At 63.5% G+C, this 23,452-nt stretch carries 23 protein-coding genes and 1 pseudogene; 11 read left to right on the plus strand and 13 right to left on the minus strand.

Annotated features, from left to right (window positions below; all coding sequences use genetic code 11):
• Nucleotides 1-34: 34 nt before the first annotated feature.
• Together K8374_RS20400 and K8374_RS20405 are read left to right on the plus strand one after the other, a co-directional pair.
• The gene (locus K8374_RS20400; protein ID WP_224456956.1) at nucleotides 35-400 is read left to right on the plus strand and encodes a PilZ domain-containing protein; all 366 of its coding nucleotides are present in this window, start codon (nucleotides 35-37) and stop codon (nucleotides 398-400) included.
• Between the two features lie 261 nt (nucleotides 401-661).
• Nucleotides 662-2,179, plus strand: a complete 1,518-nt coding sequence (locus K8374_RS20405; RefSeq protein ID WP_224456957.1) for a nucleobase:cation symporter-2 family protein — start codon at nucleotides 662-664, stop codon at nucleotides 2,177-2,179.
• Nucleotides 2,180-2,297: 118 nt separating this feature from the next.
• On the opposite strand, the gene radA is transcribed toward K8374_RS20405, so the two are convergent.
• On the minus strand, nucleotides 2,298-3,665 hold the full coding sequence (radA, locus tag K8374_RS20410; RefSeq protein ID WP_224456958.1) for a DNA repair protein RadA: 1,368 nt from the start codon (nucleotides 3,663-3,665) through the stop codon (nucleotides 2,298-2,300).
• 162 nt (nucleotides 3,666-3,827) lie between these two features.
• On the opposite strand from radA, the gene mscL reads away from it, so the two are divergent.
• The gene (gene mscL, locus K8374_RS20415) at nucleotides 3,828-4,238 is read left to right on the plus strand and encodes a large-conductance mechanosensitive channel protein MscL (RefSeq protein ID WP_224456959.1); all 411 of its coding nucleotides are present in this window, start codon (nucleotides 3,828-3,830) and stop codon (nucleotides 4,236-4,238) included.
• Between the two features lie 107 nt (nucleotides 4,239-4,345).
• Here mscL and K8374_RS20420 read toward each other — a convergent pair whose 3' ends face one another.
• The gene (locus K8374_RS20420; RefSeq protein ID WP_224456960.1) at nucleotides 4,346-5,122 is read right to left on the minus strand and encodes a ferredoxin--NADP reductase; all 777 of its coding nucleotides are present in this window, start codon (nucleotides 5,120-5,122) and stop codon (nucleotides 4,346-4,348) included.
• A gap of 167 nt (nucleotides 5,123-5,289) precedes the next feature.
• Here K8374_RS20420 and K8374_RS20425 point away from each other — a divergent pair, with 167 nt between their 5' ends.
• Nucleotides 5,290-6,414 (plus strand): methyltransferase, encoded by a 1,125-nt coding sequence (locus K8374_RS20425; protein WP_224459374.1) that lies wholly within the window; start codon nucleotides 5,290-5,292, stop codon nucleotides 6,412-6,414.
• Between the two features lie 107 nt (nucleotides 6,415-6,521).
• On the opposite strand, the gene K8374_RS20430 is transcribed toward K8374_RS20425, so the two are convergent.
• Genes K8374_RS20430 through K8374_RS20440 form a run of 3 tightly spaced genes read right to left on the minus strand, consistent with a single transcriptional unit; the run spans nucleotide 6,522 to nucleotide 9,122 of the window.
• The gene (locus K8374_RS20430; RefSeq protein WP_084858455.1) at nucleotides 6,522-6,662 is read right to left on the minus strand and encodes a DUF2474 domain-containing protein; all 141 of its coding nucleotides are present in this window, start codon (nucleotides 6,660-6,662) and stop codon (nucleotides 6,522-6,524) included.
• A 12-nt stretch (nucleotides 6,663-6,674) separates the two neighbouring features.
• Nucleotides 6,675-7,682: a cytochrome d ubiquinol oxidase subunit II gene (cydB, locus tag K8374_RS20435; RefSeq protein ID WP_224456961.1), complete on the minus strand. Its 1,008-nt coding sequence runs from the start codon at nucleotides 7,680-7,682 to the stop codon at nucleotides 6,675-6,677.
• A 3-nt stretch (nucleotides 7,683-7,685) separates the two neighbouring features.
• Nucleotides 7,686-9,122 (minus strand): cytochrome ubiquinol oxidase subunit I, encoded by a 1,437-nt coding sequence (locus K8374_RS20440; protein WP_224456962.1) that lies wholly within the window; start codon nucleotides 9,120-9,122, stop codon nucleotides 7,686-7,688.
• Between the two features lie 342 nt (nucleotides 9,123-9,464).
• Between K8374_RS20440 and K8374_RS20445 the strand changes: the two genes are divergently transcribed.
• From K8374_RS20445 to trmA, 3 genes are all read left to right on the plus strand, one after another.
• A complete protein-coding gene (locus K8374_RS20445) occupies nucleotides 9,465-10,685 on the plus strand; it encodes an MFS transporter (protein ID WP_224456963.1) in 1,221 nt (406 codons plus the stop codon).
• 324 nt (nucleotides 10,686-11,009) lie between these two features.
• Complete coding sequence (locus tag K8374_RS20450; RefSeq protein ID WP_196143789.1) at nucleotides 11,010-12,305, plus strand: NCS2 family permease; 1,296 nt, start codon at nucleotides 11,010-11,012, stop codon at nucleotides 12,303-12,305.
• Nucleotides 12,302-13,387, plus strand: a complete 1,086-nt coding sequence (gene trmA, locus K8374_RS20455; RefSeq protein ID WP_224456964.1) for a tRNA (uridine(54)-C5)-methyltransferase TrmA — start codon at nucleotides 12,302-12,304, stop codon at nucleotides 13,385-13,387. Before K8374_RS20450 ends, trmA begins: the two co-directional genes overlap by 4 nt.
• Nucleotides 13,388-13,459: 72 nt before the next feature.
• On the opposite strand, the gene K8374_RS20460 is transcribed toward trmA, so the two are convergent.
• Complete coding sequence (locus K8374_RS20460) at nucleotides 13,460-14,305, minus strand: IS3 family transposase (RefSeq protein WP_411969661.1); 846 nt, start codon at nucleotides 14,303-14,305, stop codon at nucleotides 13,460-13,462.
• Complete coding sequence (locus tag K8374_RS26585; protein WP_224456644.1) at nucleotides 14,302-14,661, minus strand: transposase; 360 nt, start codon at nucleotides 14,659-14,661, stop codon at nucleotides 14,302-14,304. The genes K8374_RS20460 and K8374_RS26585 overlap by 4 nt, the downstream gene beginning before the upstream one ends.
• A 122-nt stretch (nucleotides 14,662-14,783) precedes the next feature.
• Between K8374_RS26585 and K8374_RS20465 the strand changes: the two genes are divergently transcribed.
• The 3 genes and pseudogenes from K8374_RS20465 to K8374_RS26595 all read left to right on the plus strand — a co-directional run bounded on the left by K8374_RS20465 (nucleotide 14,784) and on the right by K8374_RS26595 (nucleotide 17,873).
• The gene (locus K8374_RS20465) at nucleotides 14,784-15,674 is read left to right on the plus strand and encodes a neutral zinc metallopeptidase (RefSeq protein WP_224456966.1); all 891 of its coding nucleotides are present in this window, start codon (nucleotides 14,784-14,786) and stop codon (nucleotides 15,672-15,674) included.
• Between the two features lie 414 nt (nucleotides 15,675-16,088).
• Nucleotides 16,089-16,970 (plus strand): annotated as a pseudogene (locus tag K8374_RS26590) (methyl-accepting chemotaxis protein); the annotation flags it as partial.
• A gap of 198 nt (nucleotides 16,971-17,168) precedes the next feature.
• Nucleotides 17,169-17,873: a methyl-accepting chemotaxis protein gene (locus tag K8374_RS26595; RefSeq protein ID WP_411969662.1), complete on the plus strand. Its 705-nt coding sequence runs from the start codon at nucleotides 17,169-17,171 to the stop codon at nucleotides 17,871-17,873.
• Nucleotides 17,874-17,993: 120 nt separating this feature from the next.
• Here K8374_RS26595 and ggt read toward each other — a convergent pair whose 3' ends face one another.
• The 3 genes from ggt to K8374_RS20485 form a co-directional block, all read right to left on the minus strand.
• On the minus strand, nucleotides 17,994-19,661 hold the full coding sequence (ggt, locus tag K8374_RS20475) for a gamma-glutamyltransferase (RefSeq protein ID WP_224456968.1): 1,668 nt from the start codon (nucleotides 19,659-19,661) through the stop codon (nucleotides 17,994-17,996).
• Between the two features lie 118 nt (nucleotides 19,662-19,779).
• On the minus strand, nucleotides 19,780-20,676 hold the full coding sequence (locus K8374_RS20480) for a LysR family transcriptional regulator (protein ID WP_224456969.1): 897 nt from the start codon (nucleotides 20,674-20,676) through the stop codon (nucleotides 19,780-19,782).
• Between the two features lie 203 nt (nucleotides 20,677-20,879).
• Nucleotides 20,880-21,470 (minus strand): NAD(P)H-dependent oxidoreductase, encoded by a 591-nt coding sequence (locus K8374_RS20485; RefSeq protein ID WP_224456970.1) that lies wholly within the window; start codon nucleotides 21,468-21,470, stop codon nucleotides 20,880-20,882.
• 165 nt (nucleotides 21,471-21,635) lie between these two features.
• Between K8374_RS20485 and K8374_RS20490 the strand changes: the two genes are divergently transcribed.
• Complete coding sequence (locus tag K8374_RS20490) at nucleotides 21,636-21,950, plus strand: putative quinol monooxygenase (RefSeq protein WP_224456971.1); 315 nt, start codon at nucleotides 21,636-21,638, stop codon at nucleotides 21,948-21,950.
• Nucleotides 21,951-22,118: 168 nt separating this feature from the next.
• On the opposite strand, the gene K8374_RS20495 is transcribed toward K8374_RS20490, so the two are convergent.
• The 3 genes from K8374_RS20495 to K8374_RS20505 form a co-directional block, all read right to left on the minus strand.
• A complete protein-coding gene (locus tag K8374_RS20495; RefSeq protein WP_224456972.1) occupies nucleotides 22,119-22,388 on the minus strand; it encodes a DUF3077 domain-containing protein in 270 nt (89 codons plus the stop codon).
• Nucleotides 22,389-22,395: 7 nt separating this feature from the next.
• Nucleotides 22,396-22,614, minus strand: a complete 219-nt coding sequence (locus K8374_RS20500) for a hypothetical protein (protein ID WP_224456973.1) — start codon at nucleotides 22,612-22,614, stop codon at nucleotides 22,396-22,398.
• Between the two features lie 377 nt (nucleotides 22,615-22,991).
• On the minus strand, nucleotides 22,992-23,399 hold the full coding sequence (locus tag K8374_RS20505; protein ID WP_224456974.1) for a type II toxin-antitoxin system HicB family antitoxin: 408 nt from the start codon (nucleotides 23,397-23,399) through the stop codon (nucleotides 22,992-22,994).
• Nucleotides 23,400-23,452 lie beyond the last annotated feature (53 nt).

Here is a 23,452-nt window from a genome sequence, read left to right on the forward strand (position 1 = left end):
TATAGTCAGGAAGTACCCTCAGGAGGGCCGCCCCATGAGCGAACACGATGAACGCCGCCGTTTCCTGCGCATCGACTTCGATGCGCCCACCGAGCTGCGCCAAGGCCTCAAGCGCTGGCCGGTCAAGCTGCTGGACCTGTCGCTCAAGGGCCTGCTGATAGAGCGCCCTTCCCCATGGGACGCCGACCTCACCCAGGATTTCGATGCCATCGTCCACCTCGACACGGAAACCCAAGTGCGCATGCAAGTGGAGCTACGCCACGAAGAACCTACGCGGCTGGGCTTCGTCTGCCTCTACATCGATATCGATTCAATGAGCCATTTGCACCGTCTTGTTGAGCTGAACGTGGCCGACAGCACCGAAATGATGCGTGAACTGCGCGAACTCATCGAATATTGATATCTCTTAGCTTGCTAACGTTCTGACTCCCAAGTGTTTCCTGTCTACCCAGACAGCTTTCTGCGCTGGGTATAGTGGGTTGTACACACCCCTCTAGTACCGCCTTTGCCACCTTGGAACGCATTCTGCATTCACTTGAACCGCGCCCGGCGGTTACCCCGGTTGGTGCTCCGATCAAAATCTTGTATACAATTCCTGTGGTATTTGTTTGTAGGAATTGTCTACAGTAGCGGCACAACAATAAACAAGTGAGCCTGCTCCATGACTACGTCCCCTAGCACGTCTCCCGCCAAGCGCCCCGAAGATGAAAATCTCGGCGTTGGTGCCAACTTGGCTTATGGTCTGCAACATGTATTGACCATGTATGGGGGCATCGTCGCCGTACCCCTGATCCTGGGTCAGGCTGCCGGCCTGGCCCCGGCCGAAATCGGCATTCTGATCGCCGCCTCGTTGTTCGCCGGTGGCCTGGCGACCTTGCTGCAGACTCTGGGCCTGCCGTTCTTCGGTTGTCAGCTGCCGCTGGTTCAAGGGGTTTCGTTCGCAGGCGTGGCGACCATGGGCGCGATCCTCAGCAGCCAGGATGGCGGTGGCCTGCCAGGTGTACTCGGTGCGGTCATGGCAGCCTCGCTCATCGGCTTCCTGATCACCCCGGTGTTCTCGCGCATCACCAAGTTCTTCCCGCCGCTGGTGACCGGTATCGTCATCACCACCATCGGCCTGACGCTCATGCCGGTCGCCGCGCGCTGGGTCATGGGTGGCAACAGCGCATCGCCGGAGTTCGGCAGCGTGGCCAACATCGGCCTGGCGGCACTGACCTTCGCCATCGTCCTGCTGCTGAGCAAGCTGGGCAGCGCGGCCATCTCGCGCCTGTCGATCCTCCTGGCCATGGTGATCGGCACCCTGATCGCCTGGTCCCTGGGCATGACCGACTTCAGCAAGGTCACCGAAGGCCCGATCTTCGCCTTCCCCACCCCCTTCCACTTCGGCATGCCGACCTTCCATATCGCTGCGATCCTGTCGATGTGCATCGTGATCATGGTGACCTTGGTGGAAACCTCGGCCGACATCCTCGCCGTGGGTGAGATCATCGACACCAAGGTCGACTCCAAGCGCCTGGGCAACGGCCTGCGCGCCGACATGGCCTCGAGCATCCTGGCACCGATCTTCGGCTCGTTCACCCAGAGTGCCTTCGCCCAGAACGTGGGCCTGGTGGCCGTGACCGGCGTGAAGAGCCGCTACGTGGTGGCCACCGGCGGCGTGATCCTGGTGGTGCTGGGCCTGCTGCCGATCATGGGCCGGGTGATTGCCGCGGTACCGACCCCAGTACTGGGTGGTGCGGGCATCGTATTGTTCGGCACCGTGGCGGCCAGTGGCATCCGCACCCTGGCGACGGTCAACTACAAGAACAACGTCAACCTGATCATCGTCGCCGCCTCCCTGGGCTTCGGCATGATCCCGATCGCCGCACCGACCTTCTACCACCACTTCCCGAGCTGGTTCGAAACCATCTTCCACTCGGGCATCAGCTCCGCGGCGATCATGGCGATTCTGCTGAACCTGATCTTCAACCACATCAAGACCGGCAACTCGGACCAGCAGTCGGTGTTCGCCGCCGGTTACGAGCGTACCATCCAGTATTCGGACATCTCGTGCCTGCGCGATGGTGATTACTTCAAGGATGGCAAGCTGTTCGATGCCGATGGCAACGAAGTGCCGGTGATGGAACTCGACGAGCACGGCAACGAAGCGCCCCGGCGCAAGGCGCTAGCCGAGCACTGATCGCCCGCAGGGGTGATCGAGGGGAGCCGATGCGCATCGTCGGCTCCCCTTTTTCTTTATAAATGGGGGCGCTTTGCGCCCCTTTCGCGGCACAAGGCAGCCCCAGCAACGGCGCGTCCTATTCGAACAATGCATCCAGCGCCTGCTCCAGGCGCGTCACGGCAATGACTTGCAACCCCGCCGGCGCTTCCTTGGGTGCGTTGCCCTTGGGCACGATGGCCCGTTTGAAGCCATGCTTGGCGGCTTCCTTCAGGCGCTCCTGGCCGCTGGGCACCGGGCGTACCTCGCCCGACAGGCCGATCTCACCGAACACCAGCAGCCCATGGGCCAGCGGGCGATTGCGCAGGCTGGACATCACTGCGGCCAGCAAGGCCAGGTCCGAAGCGGTCTCCAGCACCTTCACCCCACCTACCACGTTGAGGAACACGTCCTGGTCATGGGTGGGAATACCACCATGGCGGTGCAGGACCGCCAGCAACATGGCCAGGCGGTTCTGGTCCAGGCCCAGGGTCACGCGCCGAGGGTTGGCCAGGTGGCTGTCGTCCACCAGCGCCTGCACTTCCACCAGCATCGGCCGGGTACCCTCCCAGGTGGCCATGACCACGCTACCGGGGACTTCTTCCTGGGTGCGGTTGAGGAAGATCGCCGACGGGTTGGACACCTCCTTCAAGCCTCGGTCGGTCATGCCGAACACGCCCAGCTCGTTGACCGCGCCAAAGCGGTTCTTCACCGCACGCAACAGGCGCAGACGCCCATCCGATTCCCCTTCGAAGTACAGCACCGTATCGACCATGTGCTCGAGCACGCGCGGGCCGGCCAGGGAGCCTTCCTTGGTCACATGGCCGACCAGGAAGATCGCCGTGCCGCTCTGCTTGGCATAGCGCACCAGCAAGGCCGTGCTCTCGCGCACCTGGGCCACGCCGCCAGGGGCCGACTGCAGTTGTTCGGTGAAAATGGTCTGGATCGAGTCGATGACCATGACCCGCGGTTTTTCCTGGCGCGCGGTGGCGATGATCGACTCGATGCAGGTCTCGGTCATGACCTTGAGCTGGTCCTGGGGCAGGCCCAGGCGGCGCGAGCGCATGGCCACCTGCTGCTGGGACTCCTCGCCGGTGACGTAGAGCGCCGGCATCCGCGTGGCGATGTTGCACAGCGTCTGCAGCAGGATCGTCGACTTGCCGATACCCGGGTCACCACCGATCAGCACCACCGAACCGTCCACCAGCCCGCCGCCGAGCACACGGTCCAGCTCGGCGCTGCTGGTGGTGAAGCGCGGGATCTCCTCGACACTGACCTCGGCCAAGGTCTTGATCTGCGCCTGCTGCCCGGCCCAACCGGTGCGCCCGGCAGGTGCCGCGGCACCGCCGCTTTCGATCATGGTCTCGACCAGGGTGTTCCAGGCCCCGCACTCGCCGCATTGGCCGGCCCATTTGGGGAAGGTCGCGCCGCACTCGGTGCAGCCATACAAGCGCTTGGCCTTGGCCATGGGCTCAGTCTCCTGGAAAAAATCGCCATGATAACTGAGCCGGACGTGTCTCGAACGCGCCTTCGGACGACAAAACTATTCGCACCTGGCCGCAGCGCAACGCACGAAGCGATTTGCTGGCTACACTGCGAATACCTCTCCATTTGTTACAAGGAATAAACCATGGGAATGCTCAGTGAATTCAAGGCCTTCGCGGTCAAGGGAAATGTCGTCGACATGGCAGTCGGTATCATCATCGGCGCGGCCTTCGGCAAGATCGTATCGTCCTTCGTAGGCGACGTGATCATGCCGCCGCTGGGCTTGCTGATCGGGGGTGTGGATTTCAGCGACCTGGCCATCACGCTCAAGGCAGCCGAGGGTGACATTCCTGCGGTGGTACTGGCCTACGGCAAGTTCATCCAGACCGTGATCGATTTCCTGATCGTGGCCTTCGCCATTTTCATGGGTGTGAAGGTGATCAACCGCCTCAAGCGCGAGGAAGCCGTGGCCCCGAGCGCTCCGCCAGTACCGAGCGCCGAGGAAACCCTGCTGACCGAGATTCGCGACCTGCTCAAGACGCAGAATCGGCAGTAAGCCTATGGGGGCTGCTTCGCAGCCCAATCGCGGGACAAGCCCGCTCCTACAGGAATCGTGCAACCTGTGTGGGAGCGGGCTTGTCCCGCGATGAATCCAGCGCCGCTTTACCAGTAGTTCTCCACCGCCACCTGCCCCGGCCGCTTGCTCAGGCTCAACTGCAGGTCGCGCGCCTTCAGTACCTTGCGCGTGTCGTCGATCATCTCCGGGTTGCCGCACAGCATGATCCGCGAATGCTCCGGCGACAGCGCCAGCCCCGCCGCCCTTTCCAGCTCGCCGTTTTCGATCAACGTGGTGATCCGCGCGTTCAATGCCCCCGGGTGCTGCTCGCGAGTGACCACCGGGATGAACTGCAGCTTGCCCGCGAATTCCGCCAGGTAGTCGCGCTGCTCGAGCCCTGCGATCAGGTCCAGGTAGGCCAGCTCCTTCGCTTCGCGCACCGAGTACACCAGCTTGATGTTGTCGAACCGCTCCCAGGCCTCGAAGTCCTGCAGGATCGACATGAACGGCGCGATGCCGGTACCGGTGGCCAGCAGCCACAGGTCGCGGCCGCCGACGAAGCGGTCAAGGGTCAGGTAGCCGAAGGCCTGGCGGTCGATCAGCAGGCTGTCGCCCTCGCCCAGGCGGCTCAGCTCGCTGGTGAACTCACCGCCCGGCACGACGATGGAGAAGAAGTCGAGGAACTCGTCATGGGGGGCACTGACCATCGAATAGGCCCGCCATACCACGCTGCCATCGGCCTTGGTCACGCCCAGGCGGGCAAACTGCCCGGCGCGAAAGCGAAACCCTGCGTCGCGGGTGACCCGCAAGGTGAACAGGCTGGGGGTCAACGGCTGGACGTCGAGCAGGGTCTGGCGGGTGAACTTGTCGGCGCTGGCGGTCATGACGGACTCCATCGGGCAGGTGCGCCCAGTGTCGCGCAAAGCGCCAGGGATGAACACCGACGGTTTGTAGGGCCTCGTCGTACAAGTCGGCGGCAAAGCCCTGTAGAATCGCGCCCCTGAAGCTCGTCGTGGTTCGCGCCGAGCAGACCCGCACCGAGCCCTACGCCATGCCCCTGCTGACCAGCCCCTTCGCCGAACTTGACCTGATCCGCCAGCCGGACCAGGCCAACGATCCCCTGCAAGCCTTCGACGCAGCCGACGAGTACCTGCTGGCGCACCTGGCCAGCCAGACGCCTGCCGCCGATTGCCGGGTGCTGGTGCTCAACGACAGCTTCGGTGCCCTGGCCGCCAGCCTGGTCGGCCACGTAGCGGTGACCAGCAGCGGCGACTCGCACCTGGGCCACCTGGCGCTGCAAAAGAACCTCGCACGCAACGGCAAGCCGTTCGACGCCGTACCCTTCGTGCCGGCCAGCGAGGCCTGGCAGGGGGCGTTCGACCGCGTGCTGGTACGCGTGCCAAAGACCTTGGCCTTGCTCGAGGAGCAACTGATCCGCCTGCAAGGCCACCTGGCCCCTGGCGCCCAAGTGATCGCCGGCGCCATGATCAAGCATCTGCCCCGTGCCGCAGGCGACCTGATGGAGAAGTACATCGGCCCGGTGCAGGCTTCGCTGGCGCAGAAGAAGGCGCGCCTGCTCACCGCGACCGTCGCCGAACGCCCTGCCGCGCGCTCGCCCTACCCCAGCCGCTATCGCCTGGACACGCCGGCCCTGGAGCTGGTCAACCATGCCAACGTGTTCTGCCGCGAAGGGCTGGACATCGGCACCCGTGCCTTCCTGCCCCACCTGCCCCGCGACCTGGGCCAGGCACGCGTGGCCGACCTTGGCTGCGGCAATGGCGTGCTGGCGATCGCCAGCGCCCTGGCCAACCCCGATGCGCACTACACCCTGGTGGACGAGTCGTACATGGCGGTGCAGTCGGCCCAGGAGAACTGGCGCGCCGCGCTCGGGGATCGAGGCGTGGACATCCGCCCTGCCGATGGCCTGGCCGGGCAGGAAAAACAGTCGCTGGACGTGGTGCTGTGCAACCCGCCGTTCCACCAGCAGCAGGTAGTGGGGGACTTCCTTGCCTGGCGCATGTTCCAGCAGGCCCGCGAAGCACTGGTGGTGGGTGGGGCGCTTTATATCGTAGGCAACCGCCACCTGGGCTATCACAGTAAGCTGGGGCGGTTGTTCCGGGGGGTGGAGCAGGTGGCGGCGACACCGAAGTTCGTGATCCTCAAGGCCCGCAAGTAATGTCTGGGGCTGCTTTGCAGCCCTTTCGCGGCACAAGGCCGCTCCTACAGGAGGCGCTGTAGGAGCGGCCTTGTGCCGCGAAAGGGGCGCAAAGCGGCCCCGATGACTCAGTGGGTACTCAACCCCGCCGCACTCATGAACATCCGCATTAGCCAGGCCACGATACCCAGTGCTGCCACACTCCCCGCCCAGATCAGCACCAGCCAGCCCAGGCGCTGCCAGAGCGGTTTCTTCTCTTCAACCATCATCACCGGGCCTCCCTAGTGATAGCCGTGCTCATGGGTGACCTTGCCGCGGAACACGTAGTAGCTCCAGAAGGTGTACCCGAGGATGAACGGCAGGATGAACAACGTCCCCACCAGCATGAAGCCCTGGCTCTGCGGGGGTGCCGCAGCGTCCCAGATGGAGATCGATGGCGGGATGATGTTCGGCCACAAGCTGATCCCGAGGCCGCTGTAGCCCAGGAAGATCAATACCAGCGTCAGCAGGAACGGCGTGTAGTGTGCATTGCGTGCCACCGCCCGCAGCAATCCGTAAAAGGTCACCAACACTAGGATCGGCACCGGCATGAACCAGATCAGGTTCGGCATGCTGAACCAACGGTCGGCAATCTGGGGGTAGGCCAGCGGCGTCCACAGGCTGACGATGCCGATGACCGCCAGCAGCACCAGCGCCAGAGGCTTGCCCAGGTCGTGCATCTGCTGCTGCAATGGCCCTTCGGTCTTCATGATCAGCCAGGTGCAGCCCAACAGGGTGTAGGCGACGATCAGGCCCACGCCGGAAAACAGGCTGAAGGGTGTCAGCCAGTCCAGGGCACCGCCGGCATAGTGCCGGTCCACCACCTTGAAGCCCTCGATGAAGGCCCCCAGGGCCACGCCCTGGAAGAAGGTCGCCACCAGCGAGCCCCAGATGAACGCCTTGTCCCAGATATGGCGCTTCTCGGCCGTGGCCTTGAAGCGGAACTCGAAGGCCACGCCGCGGAAGATCAGCCCCACCAGCATCAGGATCAGGGGCAGGTAAAGCGCCTCGAGGACCACCGAATAGGCCATCGGGAAGGCGCCGAACAGCCCGGCCCCGCCCAGCACCAGCCAGGTCTCGTTGCCGTCCCACACGGGGGCGACAGTGTTCATCATCACATCACGGTCACGCTCGCCCTTGACGAAGGGGAAGAGCATGCCGATGCCCAAGTCGAAGCCGTCCATCACCACGTACATCATGACGCCGAAGATGATGATCACGGCCCAGATCAACGGAAGGTCGATACCCATGGCTCAGTTCCCCTTGCTCAAGCTGGCGGAGTCGGCCTCATGGCCTTCATCGGCGGCGGACAACGGCCGCGCTGGCGTACGTTTCTGGCCAGGCCCGCCAGGGTTGTGCTCGTCGCCCTCGCCGGTCTTCGGCCCCTTGCGCACCAGGCGCATCATGTAGCCAAGGCCCGTGCCGAACAGGGCGAAGTAGACCACCACGAAAATCACCAAGGTCAGGCCGAGCTGGCCGTAGCTGTGGTTGGAGACACCATCGGCGGTGCGCATCAGGCCATAGACCACCCACGGCTGGCGCCCGATCTCGGTGGTGAACCAGCCGGCCAGCAGGGCGATCAAGCCCGAAGGGCCCATCCACAGCACGAAGTGCAGGAACGGCCGCGAACTGTACAAGGTGCCGCGCTTGCGCAGCCACAGGCTCCAGAAACCGGCGGCGATCATCAGCAGGCCCAGGCCGACCATGACCCGGAACGACCAGAACACGATGGTCGAGTTGGGGCGGTCCTCTGGCGGGAACTCCTTCATCGCCGGTACCTGCTTGTCCAGGCTGTGGGTGAGGATCAGGCTGCCCAGCGCCGGGATCTCGATCTTGAAGCGGGTGGTCTCGGCGTCCATGTCGGGGAGGCCGAACAGGATCAGCGGGGTCGATTCACCGGGCTTGTTCTCCCAATGCCCTTCGATGGCCGCGATCTTCACCGGCTGGTGCTTGAGGGTGTTCAGGCCATGGAAGTCGCCGATCACCGCCTGGATCGGCGCCACGATCAGGGCCATCCACATCGCCATGGACAGCATCTTGCGCACCGCCGGGTTATCACGTCCGCGCAGCAGGTGCCAGGCCGCCGAAGCACCGACGAAGAAGGCCGTGGACACGAACGCGGCGGTGGCCATGTGCATCAGGCGGAAGGGGAACGACGGGTTGAAGATCACTGCCAGCCAGTCCACCGGTACCACCCGACCATCGATGATCTCGTGGCCCTGGGGAGTCTGCATCCAGCTGTTCGACGCCAGGATCCAGAAGGTCGAGACCAGGGTGCCGAGCGCCACCATGACCGTAGCGAAGAAATGCAGCCCTCGGCCGACGCGGTTCCAGCCGAACAGCATCACGCCCAGGAAACCGGCCTCGAGGAAGAAGGCGGTGAGCACTTCATAGGTGAGCAAGGGGCCGGTGATGGCACCTGCAAAGTCGGAGAAGCGGCTCCAGTTGGTGCCGAACTGGTAGGCCATGACCAGGCCCGAGACCACGCCCATGCCGAAGTTGACGGCGAAGATCTTCGACCAGAAATGGTAGAGGTCACGGTAGACGTTGTTGTGGGTCCTCAGCCAGAGGCCTTCGAGGACGGCCAGGTAGCTCGCCAGGCCAATGGTGATGGCCGGGAACAGGATGTGAAAGGACACGGTAAACGCAAACTGGATTCGGGCGAGCTCCAAGGCCTCTAAACCGAACATAGTGCTTCCTCTTCAGGTAATCCAGCGTCCGGGCTCGTGGCCCTGACGCCCACTGCCCCCACGGTTATCGAGTGCGGCGTTTTGGAATTGTTCTGTTCGATCGCAGGGATTGCGGCCAACGGCCGGATCGTTGCACCTGGAACGATTGACCCAGGTCAACGAATGTTGGGAAGCATAGACCCGAATGGCCAGGCGAGCCGTGTGGTTGATTGCCGCGTGACCGGTTGTCCCACCGCCTTGCGGGGCACGGTGAAAAGTGCCGAACCCGGCAAACAGCAACCATTTGTTACAAACAGGTGATACCCTGCAACCCCTCTACCGCGCCGAAGTCAAGGCTTACCGATGTCCGATCCCGCTGTGCAGCTGCTGCGTCACCACCGCCCTTTCCTGGCCTTCTGGCTGGCCCGGGTGTTCACCGCCAGTGGCTTCCAGATGCTCACCGTGGCCATCGGCTGGCACCTCTACCAGCTGACCGGCAACGTGCTGGACCTGGGCCTGGTGGGGCTCGTGGAATTCGCCCCACGCGTGCTGTTCATGCTGCACACCGGCCACGTCGCCGACCGCTATGACCGGCGCCGCGTCGCCGCCCTGTGCCAGAGCCTGCAAGCGCTGATCGCCCTGGCCCTGGCAGTGGGCAGCGCCACCGACAACGTCAGCCGCGAGCTGATCTTCGCCCTGGCCTTCCTGCTCGGTGCCACACGGTCCTTCGAGATGCCGGCCACCCAGGCACTGCTGCCCAACGTGGTGCCGACCGGGTTGTTCCCGCGGGCAGTGGCGGCTTCGGCCTCGGCTACCCAGGCGGCGACCATCGTCGCTCCGGCAGTGGGCGGCTTGCTCTATGCCTTCGGCAGTATCTGGGTGTATGGCCCGACCGTGGCGCTGTACGTGATTGCTTGTCTGCTCACCCTGAGCCTCGATGTCCGCCAGCAGGTGGCCCAACGCGGGCGCGCCAGCCTGGAGTCGTTGCTGGCCGGGATCCGCTTCATCCGCAGCCGCCCGGACATCTTCGGGGCGATTTCCCTGGACTTGTTCGCTGTGCTGCTGGGCGGTGCCACTGCGTTGCTACCGGTATTCGCCAAGGACATCCTGCTCACCGGCGCCTGGGGCCTGGGCCTGTTGCGCTCGGCACCGGCGGTGGGCGCGCTGTTGATGTCGCTGTGGCTGGCGCGCTTCCCGGTGGAGCGCAAGGTCGGCCTGACCATGTTCACCGCCGTCGGCGTATTCGGCGTGGCCACCATCGCCTTCGGCCTGTCCACTTCGTTCTGGTTCTCGTTGGCGGTGCTGGTGGTACTGGGTGCGGCGGACATGATCAGCATGGTCATCCGCGGTGCCTTCGTGCAGTTGGAGACGCCGGACGAGATGCGTGGCCGGGTCAGTGCGGTGAACGGCTTGTTCATTGGCGCCTCCAACCAGTTGGGCGAGTTCGAATCGGGGTTGACCGCGCATTGGTTCGGCACGGTGCCAGCGGTGGTGCTGGGGGGTGTGGGTACGCTGGTGGTGACCGGGACCTGGATGAAACTGTTCCCGACCTTGGCCCAGCGCGACCGGCTGCACGGCGGCTGACCATACCGGCGCAATCGCGGGGCAAGCCCGCTCCCACAGGTCTACAGCTGTTTTGAAGTCGGCGTTGTACCTGTGGGGGCCACAGGTCTACCGCTGTCTTGAAGACGGCGTTGTACCTGTGGGAGCGGGCTTGTCCCGCGATTGGGCCCGCACAGACAACCGCATATCCCGCCCTGCCCCGTAGCCATAGGCCCTCGCCATCCATGCTGGTATGATGCGCGGCTTTTTTCCGCCCCGCAGAAAACCACGGCAACCGGTACGGTCTGTGCTTTGCTGATTGGGGTCGATACATTCACGGCGCCGGGGGCGCCTTGGGGAGCGGGCATGCTGGACAGGCTGTTTCAACTAAGAGCACACAACACCAACGTGCGCACCGAGATTCTCGCGGGCGTCACCACCTTCCTGGCCATGGCCTACATCCTGTTCGTCAACCCGAGCATCCTCGGCGAGACCGGCATGGACAAAGGCGCGATCTTCGTCGCCACCTGCCTGGCCGCGGCCATCGGCTCGGTGACCATGGGCGTGATCGCCAACTACCCGATCGCCCTGGCGCCGGGCATGGGCCTGAATGCCTTCTTCACCTACACCGTGGTCCTGCACATGGGCCACACCTGGCAGGTGGCCCTGGGCGCGGTCTTCCTTTCGGCAGTGCTGTTCTTCCTGTTGTCGATCTTCCGTATCCGCGAATGGATCGTGAACAGCATCCCCCTGCCACTACGCTCGGCCATCGCCGCGGGTATCGGCCTGTTCCTGGCACTGATCGCCCTGCATAACGCCGGCATCGTCGTCGACAACCCGGCCACCCTGGTGGGCCTGGGCGACCTCAAGCAACCGGCGCCGATCCTCGCCACCCTGGGCTTCTTCCTGATTGTGGCCCTGGAAGCGATGAAGGTTCGTGGCGCCGTGCTGATCGGTATCCTCGCCGTGACCCTGGCGTCAATCCTGATGGGCGTCACGCCGTTCGCCGGGGTGGTGTCGATGCCACCTTCGCTGGCCCCGACCTTCCTGCAACTGGACATCGCCGGCGCCCTGGACGTAGGCCTGATCAGCGTGATCTTCGCCTTCCTGTTCGTCGACCTGTTCGACAATTCCGGTACCCTGATCGGCGTGGCCAAGCGCGCCGGCCTGATGGGCAAGGACGGCCATATGCCGAAGATGGGCCGTGCCTTGATCGCCGATAGCACCGCAGCCATGGCCGGCTCGCTGCTGGGCACCTCCACCACCACCAGCTACATCGAGTCCGCCGCGGGCGTGAGCGCCGGTGGCCGCACAGGCCTGACCGCCATTGTGGTGGCGATCCTGTTCCTGCTGGCGCTGTTCTTCGCCCCATTGGCCGGTAGCGTGCCGGCCTTCGCCACCGCCCCGGCGCTGCTGTTCGTCGCGGTACTGATGGCCTCGGGCCTGGCGGAAATAAACTGGGACGATGTCACCGAGGCCGCGCCGGTGGTGGTCACCGCCCTGGCCATGCCGCTGACTTATTCGATCGCCAACGGCATCGCCTTCGGCTTCATCACCTGGACCGCCATCAAGCTGATTTCCGGCCGCCGCGGCGACCTGAACCCGGCGCTGGTGATCCTTTCCATCCTGTTCGTCATCAAGCTGGGCTGGTTCAACGCATGAGTGCTGTCTTCGACCCTTCCGCCTATACCCAACAGCTCGAAGCCAAGGTCGCGCGCCTGCGTGAGCTGCTGGCGCCCTTCGGCGCGCCAGAGCCGGCGGTGTTCGACTCGCCGCGCGAGCACTATCGCCTGCGCGCCGAATTCCGCCTGTGGCGTGAAGACGGCCAGCGCCACTACGCGATGTTCGCCCCGGGCGAGAAGCACAAGGCGATCCTGATCGACGACTTCCCCATCGCCAGCCAGCGCATCAACGCGCTGATGCCCCGCCTGAAAGCCGCCTGGCAGGCCAGCGAAGCACTGAGCAACCGCCTCTTCCAGGTAGAGTTCCTCACCACCCTGGCTGGCGATGCCATGGTCACGCTGTGCTACCACCGCCCGCTGGACGACGCCTGGGAAGCGGCCGCACGCCAGCTGGCCGCAGAGCTGGGCGTGAGCCTGATCGGCCGCTCCAAGGGCAAGCGCCTGGTGATCGGCCGTGACTATGCGGTGGAAAAGCTCGACGTCGCAGGCCGCGTATTCAGCTATCGCCAGCCCGAAGGCGCGTTCACCCAACCCAACGGTGCGGTGAACCAGAAGATGCTGGCCTGGGCCTTCGAGGCCATCGGCCAGCGCGACGACGACCTGCTGGAGTTGTACTGCGGCAACGGCAATTTCACCCTGCCCCTGGCCACCCGGGTGCGCCAAGTGTTGGCGACCGAAATCAGCAAGACCTCGGTCAATGCCGCGCTGAGCAACCTCGACGAGAACGGCGTGGGCAACGTGCGCCTGGTACGCCTGTCGGCCGAAGAGCTGACCCAGGCACTGAACGAAGTGCGCCCGTTCCGCCGTCTGGAAGGGATCGACCTGAAAAGCTACGACTTCGGCACTGTGTTCGTCGACCCACCACGTGCCGGGATGGACCCGGACACCTGCGAGCTGACCCGCAGGTTCGAGCGGATCCTGTATATCTCGTGCAACCCCGAGACGCTGGCGGCGAACATCGCCCAGCTGCACGACACCCATCGCATCGAGCGGTGCGCGTTGTTCGACCAGTTCCCGTATACCCATCACATGGAAAGCGGCGTGCTGCTGGTTCGCCGTTGAAGCGGGGGCGCTGTGCGCCCCTTTCGCGGCACGAGGTGATCTGGTCAAGTAATTTTGGACACCGGTTAAGGTTCATGCCGCTGCCCTGAGCTTTTCCTCCATGGCTACCGGGGTCTCGTAGCCGTTGTAGCTGTGGAGGCGCTTGAGGTTGTAGTGCACCAAATAAGCCATGATGTCGGCCTTGGCTTCAGATTCGGACTCATAGCCTCCTGGTGGCACCCATTCTGATTTCAATGCCCCAAAGAATCGCTCCATGGCGGCGTTGTCCCAGCATTGGCCACGGTGGCTCATGCTCTGCTTCAGGCTGCACTCTTCAAGCACAGACCTGAATTTGTGGCTGGTGTACTGGCAGCCTTGATCTGAATGAAACATCACGCCCGCAGGCCTGCCCCTGGACTCAGACGCCATACGCAGCGCGTCACAGGCCAGCCTGGCATCGGCAGTCATTGAAAACGCCCAGCCTACGACTCGGCGTGCATACAAGTCGATTACTGCGGCTAAATACAGCCAACGCCTGCCAACCTGGATATAAGTTACATCGCCACACCAAACCTCGTTGATTGTCGAAACTTTGAAGTTTCGCTTCAGTTGGTTTTCCGCAATCAATGCTTCCGTGCCGGATGACCGATACCGGTGCGGTCTACGCTGCCGGCATTTCAGGCCAGCTTCACGCATAAGCGCACGCACTTTGTAACGCCCAATCTCATGGCCTTCACGCCGCAGCTCCTGCATCAACGTGCGTGAACCGGCAGAGCTTCGTGACGCCTTAAAACGATCGATTACACGCGAGCGTAGAGCATCCCTGCCGGGATTCTCACGCCCTTGGCGTTTGCGCCATGCATAGAAACTGCTGCGTTTGACCCCAAGCACGCGACAGCAGTCGACAACACCATATTGCTCTCTCAGCTCGTTGATCAGCGAGAACGATCTTTGGAGTCCCGAAGCAGGAGAGCACTGGCCTTTTTTAGGATTTCGATATCCCGATCCTTTTGACGAACCAGCGCTTCCAGCTCTTCAATACGTTGCTGCTCCGGAGTGATGGCTTTGGCTCCAGCCGGCACCTTGCCCTCTCTCTCCTGCCTTACCTGCTCAACCCAACGACGAAGAGCTGTGCGGCCAATCCCGAGGATTTCGCATACCTCAGGAACCGACTGGCCGGCATCCAGCACCATTTCAGCTGCTCGGATTTTGTGTTCTCTCGAATAAGACTTGCGCACTGATTTTGCCTCCAATTGGGCGCCATCATAGCGCCCGAAGAAGGTGTCCAAAATCATTAGGCCAGTTCAAGGCCGCTCCTACAGGGGCGAGTGGCCGTAAAGCGGCTCTAACCGCCTGACAGTTGCCCCTGCACTGGCTACTCTTGCTCCTCACGTTACAAGCCCTCGGAGAACAGTACATGGAATGGCGAAAAGGCCGACGTAGCGACAATGTGGTCGATGCCCGAGGCGAAGGTGGCGGCGGGGGCGGCATGCGCTTCGGCGGTGGCAAGGGCCTGGGGCTCGGCGCGATCCTGCTGATCGTCGGCATCGGCTGGATCACCGGGCAGGACCCGTTGCAGATCCTCGGCCAGCTCGCTGGGCAGATGGAGCAACAGCAGCATCAGGCGCCGGCCAGCGTGGGCAGCAAGGCCCCGCCGGCCAACGACGAACAGGCCGAATTCGTCGCCTCGATCCTCGGCGATACCGAGGACACCTGGAAAGCCCTGTTCGCCCAAGGCGGCAAGCAGTACCGCGACCCCAAGCTGGTGCTGTTCAGCGGCCAGGTGAACTCCGCCTGCGGCTTCGCCTCCTCGGCGGTCGGCCCCTTCTACTGCCCGGCCGACCAACGGGTATACCTGGACATGACCTTCTTCCGCGAAATGGAAACCCGCTTCGCCGCCGCTGGCGACTTCGCCCAGGCCTATGTGATCGCCCACGAGATTGGCCACCACGTGCAGACCCTGCTCGGCGTCTCGGCCAAGGTCGACGCCGCACGGCGCAGCGGCCAGCGCATGGAGGGCGACAACGGCCTGCTGGTGCGCCAGGAGCTGCAGGCCGACTGTCTGGCGGGCGTCTGGGCCTACCAGGCGCAGAAGCGCCTGAACTGGCTGGAGCCGGGCGACGTGGAAGAAGCTCTCAACGCCGCCAACGCCATCGGCGACGACCGTCTGCAGCAACAGGGCCAGGGCCGCGTAGTGCCGGACTCCTTCACCCATGGCACCTCTGAACAGCGCGTGCGCTGGTTCAAGGCCGGGTTCTCCAGTGGCGATGTGAACCGCTGCGATACTTTCGGCGCGCGTAATCTGTGAAATGGGGCCGCTTTGCGGCCCTTTCGCGGCACAAGGCCGCTCCTACCGAAGATTCGCGTTCCCCTGTCGGAGCGGCCTTCTGCCGCGAAAGGGCTGCAAAGCAGCCCCCCGCCCTCTCCAAAACGCAAACGTTTTCAGCAGGTTACAAATCCGCTGAAAAAGCGTTTCAGCTTCATCCCCAGCTGCCGATAACCCCCACAGGAATCAGCGGGCCCCGATAACAACAATGCCCAGCGATTGGAGATCAAGCGAGCGAAATCAATTTCTGGAGAGCGTGCCATGAACAGCTGGTTTGCCAATATCAGCGTCAACCTCAAACTCGGCCTGGGCTTCGGCCTGGTCCTGCTTCTGACCGGCCTTCTGGCCCTGACCGGCTGGACCAGCCTGGGCAGCCTGATCGACCGCAGCAACTGGATGAGCGACATCACCAAGCTCAACAGTGACTTGACCAACCTGCGCGTGGCACGCCTGCAGTACATGCTGACCAACGGCGACGACACCTCGGCGGCCAACGTACTGGCCAAGCTCGATGCCTTCGGCGCCCAGCAGCAGCACCTGGTCAACACGTTCAAGAGCCCGGAAAACCTCAAGTTGCTGCGCGAACAGGGCCAGACCATCAGCGAATACCGCGTCTCGCTGGACAAGATGCGCAAAGGCTACAACGCCAGCCTCGCCGCCCGCGACACCATGGGCAAGGCAGCCGCCCAGGCCAACGAACCGATCGAGGCGATCAGCCGCGACGTGCTCGCCAGCACCGATGCCGACAGCACCCGCCTGGCCCAGTACCAATTGATCAGCAAGGCCAAGCAGACCCTGGCCCAGGTACGCCTGGACGTGCGCAGCTACATTGCCGACCAGACCGCCGATGCCGAGCGGGCCGCCCTGCGCCAGCTCGATACCGCCCTGGCGGAAATCGACGGCCTCAAGCGCGAACTGCCCAACGATGCCGCACGCGTGCAGCAGTTCGAAACGGGCCTGCAGGCCTACCGCGCTGCCGTCGCCCAGTTCCGCGATGCGCTCGCCCAGATCGCCGAGGCCCGGGCGGAAATGACCGTGCAAGGCGCCGACATCGTCAAGCGCAGCGACCAGCTGTACCAGATCCAGCTCGACCGTCGCGACCAGGAAAGCCTCCAGGCCCGTAGCCTGCAGACCATCGCCACGCTCCTGGCTTTGCTGGTCGGCGTACTGGCTGCCGTGCTCATCACCCGCCAGATCACCCGCCCGCTGCGCGAAACCCTGGATGCTGTGGAAAAGATCGCCAGCGGCGACCTCACCCAGGACCTGCGCGTCACCCGTCGCGACGAGCTGGGCGTGCTGCAGCAAGGCATCGCCCGCATGGGCGCCACCCTGCGCGAGCTGATCACCGGCATTCGCGATGGCGTCACCCAGATCGCCAGCGCCGCCGAACAGCTCTCGGCCGTCACCGAGCAGACCAGCGCTGGCGCCAACAGCCAGAAGGTCGAGACCGACCAGGTGGCCACCGCCATGCATGAAATGGCCGCTACCGTGCAGGAAGTGGCGCGCAATGCCGAGCAGGCTTCCCACGCCGCGACCGGTGCCGATGACGAAGCCCGCGCCGGTGACCGCGTGGTGGGCGAAGCCATCAGCCAGATCGAACGCCTGGCCGAGGAAGTGCACCGCTCCACCGAGGCCATGAGCTTGCTGCAGCAGGAAAGCCAGAAGATCGGCAGCGTCATGGACGTGATCAAGTCGGTGGCCGAACAGACCAACCTGCTGGCGCTCAACGCCGCCATCGAAGCCGCCCGCGCCGGTGAAGCCGGCCGTGGTTTCGCCGTGGTCGCCGACGAGGTCCGCGGCCTGGCGCAGCGCACCCAGCAGTCCACCGAAGAGATCGAAGGCCTGGTGGCCAGCCTGCAGAACGGCACCCAGCAGGTGGCCGACGTCATGAACGGCAGCCGCAGCCTGACCGACAGCAGCGTCGAGCTGGCACGCAAGGCCGGCGCCTCGCTGGACAACATCACCCGCACGGTGTCGAACATTCAGTCGATGAACCAGCAGATCGCCGCGGCAGCCGAAGAGCAGAGCGCGGTGGCCGAGGAAATCAGCCGCAGCATCCTGAACGTGCGGGATGTGTCGGAGCAGACGGCGACGGCCAGTGACGAGACGGCGGCGTCCAGCGTGGAGCTGGCGCGGTTGGGTGGGCATCTGCAGACGCTGGTGAGCAAGTTCCGCGTCTGAGTGGGTTGGGGCTGCTTTGCAGCCCTTTCGCGGCGCTAGGCCGCTCCTACAGGGGTTGCGTTGTCCGTGCAGGAGCGGCCTTGTGCCGCGAAAGGGCCGCAAGGCGGCCCCGCTTACCGATTACTTGACGATCATCCCCACACCCCGCCCGCGCGGGTCAGAGGCGGTTTCCAGCTGCTCCCCGGTCACCCGGATCGCCTGGATATCGCCCATCTCCCAGCCCTGGTCCTCCAGCACATAGCCCATCTGCTTCAGCTCATCGGCCACCTTGCCGGTCAGCGGCGCATAGCTGTCGTAGTAGAGGGTGTCCTTGGGCAGCAACTGGTGGTGCACCCGCTGCGCTGCCACCGCCTTCTCCAGCGGCATGCCGTAGTCGTACAGGTTGTTCATCACCTGGAAGATCGAGGTGAAGATGCGCGAACCGCCCGGTGTGCCGAGCACCAGCGCCACCTTGCCGTCACGGGTGACCAGGCTCGGGCTCATGGACGAGAGCATGCGCTTGCCCGGCTCGATGGCGTTGGCATCGCCGCCCACCACACCAAAGGCGTTGGCCGCGCCTGGCTTGGCGCTGAAGTCGTCCATCTCGTCGTTGAGCAGGAAGCCCGCGCCCTTGACCACCACGCCACTGCCGTAGTCCAGGTTGAGGGTATAGGTGTTGCTCACCGCATTGCCTTGCTTGTCGACGATGGAGAAGTGCGTGGTCTGGTGCGGCTCCAGGCCCGGCTTGACATCTTCGGTCTTGGAGATGGCACTCGGGTTCACCTGGGCGGCGCGCTTGGCGAGATAGTCCTGGGCGACCAGTTTGTCGACCGGCACCTGGGTGAACGCGGGATCGCCGAGGTAATCGGCGCGGTCGGCGAACACCCGCTTCTCGATTTCGGACAGCAGGTGGATGTACTTGGCCGAGTTGTGTTCCACGCCCTTGAAGTCTGCCGCGCGCGCTTCCTTGATGCCCAGCAGCTGGGCCAAGGCCACACCGCCGGAGCTCGGCGGCGGCGCGGTGTAGACCATGTTGCCGCGCCAGCTGATGGCCATCGGCTCACGCCACACGGCCTTGTAGTCATTCAGGTCGGCCTTGGTGATCAGGCCCTTGTCGGCCTGCATCTGCGCCACCAGCAGGTCGGCGGTCTTGCCCTGGTAGAACTCGCTCACGCCCTTGTCGGCAATGCGCTCCAGGGTCTGGGCCAGTTCGGGCTGTTTGAACAGCTCGCCGACCTTCATGGTGCCGAAATAGTCGTTGAAGTTGGTGGCGGTCTTGAACAGGCCCTGGGCATCGTTGCGGTACTGGTACTGCTTTTCGGCCACCTTGAAGCCGTTCTTCGCATAGCCGATGGCCGGGGTCAGCAGCTCGCTCCAGGGCAGCTTGCCGAACTTTTGGTGCGCTTCCCACAGGCCCATCACCGTGCCGGGCACACCGGCCGCACGGGCGCCGACCAGGCTGAGGTTCTCGATCACCTCGCCTTTTTCGTTCAGGTACATGTTACGGGTCGCGGCCTTGGGCGCCACCTCGCGGTAGTCGAGGAAGTACGGCTTGCCGTCGACGAACAGGGTCATGAAACCGCCGCCGCCGATGTTGCCCGCTTCCGGGTAGGTCACGGCCAGGGTGAAGGCCGTGGCCACCGCGGCATCCACGGCGTTGCCGCCTTTCTTGAGGATATCGGCGGCCACCTGTGCGCCATATTGATCAGGCGCGGCGACAGCACCGCCCTCGAGGGACACCGCAAAAGCGGACGAACAGCTCAGGATCGCGGCCCCAAGGGCCATGGACTGGAACATGACGATACGCATGCGTACTTCCTTGGTGTTGTTTTTGTTGATCAGTCATTAAGGCCGAAGCGCTTCGACTAAGCAAACACCGTAGGAAACTTGCGCCGCCTATGCACAGGTCCTGTCGTGTTCAGGCAACTCAACAGGCATACATCGCCAGCTTCTGCTGGATGAAATCCAGGAAGCACTGGATGCGCAGGGCCAATTGGGTATTGCGGTAGTACACCGCGTGGATCGGCTGGCGATAGCCATTGTTGAACTCACCCAGCACCACCTGCAGGCGGCCGGTGCGGATGTCTTCATGGCTCATGAAGTGCGACAGGCTGACCATGCCCTCGCCGGCCAGCGCCAGCTGGCGCAGGGTCTCGCCGCTGGAGGCGATCAGGCTGGGGCGGATCTGCCAATGGTCGCCCTGGGCATGGCGCAACGGCCAGCGGTTGAGCGACTCAGGTTGGCTGAAGCCGAGCAGGCAATGGTCCTTCAGCTCCTCGACCGTTTGCGGCATGCCATGGCGTGCCAGGTAGTCGGGGCTGGCCAGCACCTGGATCGGGCTGCAGCCGAGTGAACGCGCATGCAGGCTGGAGTCGGCCAGGTCGCCGATGCGGATGGCGACGTCGGTGCTCTGTTCCAGCAGGTCGATGATCAGGTCGTCGGTGTTCAGTTCCAGCTCGATGCCAGGGTACTGGCGGCGGAACTCGCCGATCCACGGCAGGATGGCATGCAGCATGAAGGGTGCTGCGGCATTGATACGCAGGCGCCCGGAAGGCGTCTGGTTGTGCATGGACAGGTGCTCTTCCATGTCGTCCATCTGCTCGAGGATGCGCCGCGAGCGTTCCAGGAAGAAACGCCCTTCCTCGGTCAGGTCCATGCGCCGGGTGGTGCGGTTGACCAGCGTGGTGCCGAGCTTGGTTTCCAGCCGCGACAAGGTGCGGCTGACCGCCGAGGGGGTCTGGCCGATCTGTTCGGCAGCGGCGGAGATCGAGCCACAATCGATGACGGCGACGAACACCTGGAGTTCTTCGGATCGGGTTTTCACGCGGTAGGCCTTGAGTGGGAGTAGCCCTGATAGATAGCGGGTGAAACGGATCGGTGCAAGGGGCCGCGGTGCGGCCCAATCGCGGGACAAGCCCGCTCCTACAGGTATGGCGCAGTCTCTGAAAACAGCGCAGGACAGGTGGGAAACTGTCTTGGGGTTGCTTGCCCTGGCCCTATCGCTCCGGCGATGGGGCCTCGGCAACATTATTGAGCCTTGCCGAATACCCGGTCCAGGTGCGCTTCGTAGGCCGCCAGCGCCGCCGGTACATCCGGGCGCTTCATCACGTCCACCGCCAGGAAGGTCGGCAGGCCGGTCATGCCCAGGAACTGGTTGGCCTTGTGGAACGGGAAGTACACCGCATCCACGCCCTTGCCCTCGAAGAAGTCGCTCGGGTCGTCGAAGGCCTGCTGCGGCGCATTCCAAGTCAGCGAGAGCATGTACTGCTTGCCCTGGATCAGGCCGCCACTGCCGTACTTCTGCGAGGCGTCGGAGCGGGTGCGGCCATCGTTGGCATACAGGCTGCCGTGGCCAGCGGTGAAGACTTCGTCGATGTACTGCTTGACGGTCCAGGGCGCGCCCATCCACCAGCCAGGCATCTGCCAGACCACCACATCGGCCCAGAGGAATTTCTCGACTTCTTCCTGAACGTCGTAACCGCCATCGATGAAGGTCTGCTTCACATCGAAACCTGCGCGATCCAGATGGGCCAGGGCAGCTTCATGCAAGGTCTCGTTCAGGCGACCGTCGGAGTGGGCGAAGCGTTTGCCGCCGTTGAGCAGGAGAATCTTTTTCATGGGTGGGCCTCGTGAGCAGGTCGAATGGATGGCGGCAGATTAGGCAGGCGAGGGCCAGAGAAAAAGCGGCTCGATGGCAAAATACATTTGCGCCAGGAACACGAATGAAAAACATATTGTTGCTTTAGAATGCGCTCATCTTCCCTGCCTTCGAGGCCCATGCACATGAACGAGCAATACGCCTTCATCCTCAAAGCCAAGACCCGCCCGGAAAAGGCCGAAGCCTTCGAGCAGCTGTTCCGGGCCTATGTCGAGCCCAGCCGCCAGGAGCCGGGCTGCATCGAATACCACATGCTGCGCGACCAGGAAGACCCGAGCCTGTTCGTGTTCTACGAGGTCTGGGCCAGCAAGGCCGACCTGGACGTGCATTCGGCCCTGCCGCACATGCGTGAATTCTTCGAGCAGCGCATGGAATACCTGGAGCGAGATTTCGATATCCAGATGATCGAGATGCTCAGCCCGTCCTCCGCCCGACGTTGACCAACTAGCAGCCACCTACCACTGGGAACGACTGCGGTCCTCTGGTGCCTGGTCTATCGCAATCGCGGGCAAGCCCGCTCCCACAAGTTCGGCGCCGCTCTCAAGGGCCGCGGAGAACCTGTAGGAGCGGGCTTGCCCGCGATTGCGGTAGATCAGGCACCAGCAGGCTCAGGGCCTGTTCGCCTCAAGCCCTTCCGCTGCATCATCCATCAACGCCTTGGCCATGCCGCTGAGGTAATGGGCTGCCCACATCAGGTTGCTGCCCCCCTGCTCCGCCAGGGCTGACTCAAGCGTCAGGTACCGCACGCAGTCCTGCATGATCGAAGCCTGCTCCAGCGCCACGCTCACCGGTATTCCCGGCATTACCCGCATCAGCGCCGGGATCGCCTCGCTCACCCGCAGCATCGCGATGCCTGGGGTCATCTGTTCTTTATCCATGGCAACCTCAATGACGCGTTTGCGCCAGGCTCAGGGTGAGTTCGACCAGGCTGCGGGCCGCATCGATTTCATGCATTACCGTCACGTGCAACGCGTGCATCGGCGGTTTGGGGTCGAGGTGTGCCATTTGCTGGGCCACGGTGAACGCGCATTCCAGGTGCTCGGACACGATGAGTAGGGTGTTTTCGAGGGAGTGGAGAGGTGGGGCGGGGACAATCTTCAGCATGGCTACAGCTCCGTCTTGGTTGAGCTGCCGCAATTTCGTGGCTAAACGAAAGGGTGGCAGCTGTACGCGGGTTAGCCAACCGGGAAGACGATACCCGGCTCACCCGAAGGTGCACCGCGCACAGCCGCCATGAAGCGCCAAAGTCAATTGCTAAACCTTGGATCGCGATGGCGAAGTACGTTCGTCTTCATAACCTCGGGTGGCTAAACCCGGTCGCTGAATTGGCAACGACCTGGCGAGACTAGAGGGGGAACAATACCCATCGCAATGGCAGAAGTGCGGCGAGAGTATGTTTCGGAAACGGACTACGCGAAAGAGGGAAAATCCGATGTTTTTGCCGCTAACCCGTATGTGAGTTGCAAAGCAGCCCTATTTCACTAATGCGCCGCAGCCAACTCACGCAAAGCGGCCGAGGCCAAGAAGCCGGAGCGAGAAGCATATCGATGATCACGTTTCACTTTCTCATCGATGCGTTGCAACAGGTTCTCTGGCAGCGTGGCGTTGAAACGCACCGCCTTGCCCAGATAGGGCGTCACATCAAAATCCACGACCGCCCATATTCCTCCGGCGTAATCGGGATTCGCGACATGAACATCAACTTCTTGCGCTTGTGGCAGCGTCTCTCCATCCGCCATCAGCCCTTCGAAATGCAACGTCAGAGCCTCCTGAACATTCTCCAGCGCTTGAGCGACGCTAGCACCGGCGGAGAAACAGCCAGGTACATCAGGCACGATGACGCCGTAGTCCGAGTCAACGTCTTTGTGCAATACGACTGGGAACTTCATCGACTATCTCCATAAGGGTTCGAGGTGGTAAACCTGCTCGAGCATCGCGACCG

The organism is Pseudomonas sp. p1(2021b) (assembly GCF_020151015.1).
Classification (GTDB): domain Bacteria; phylum Pseudomonadota; class Gammaproteobacteria; order Pseudomonadales; family Pseudomonadaceae; genus Aquipseudomonas; species Aquipseudomonas putida_K.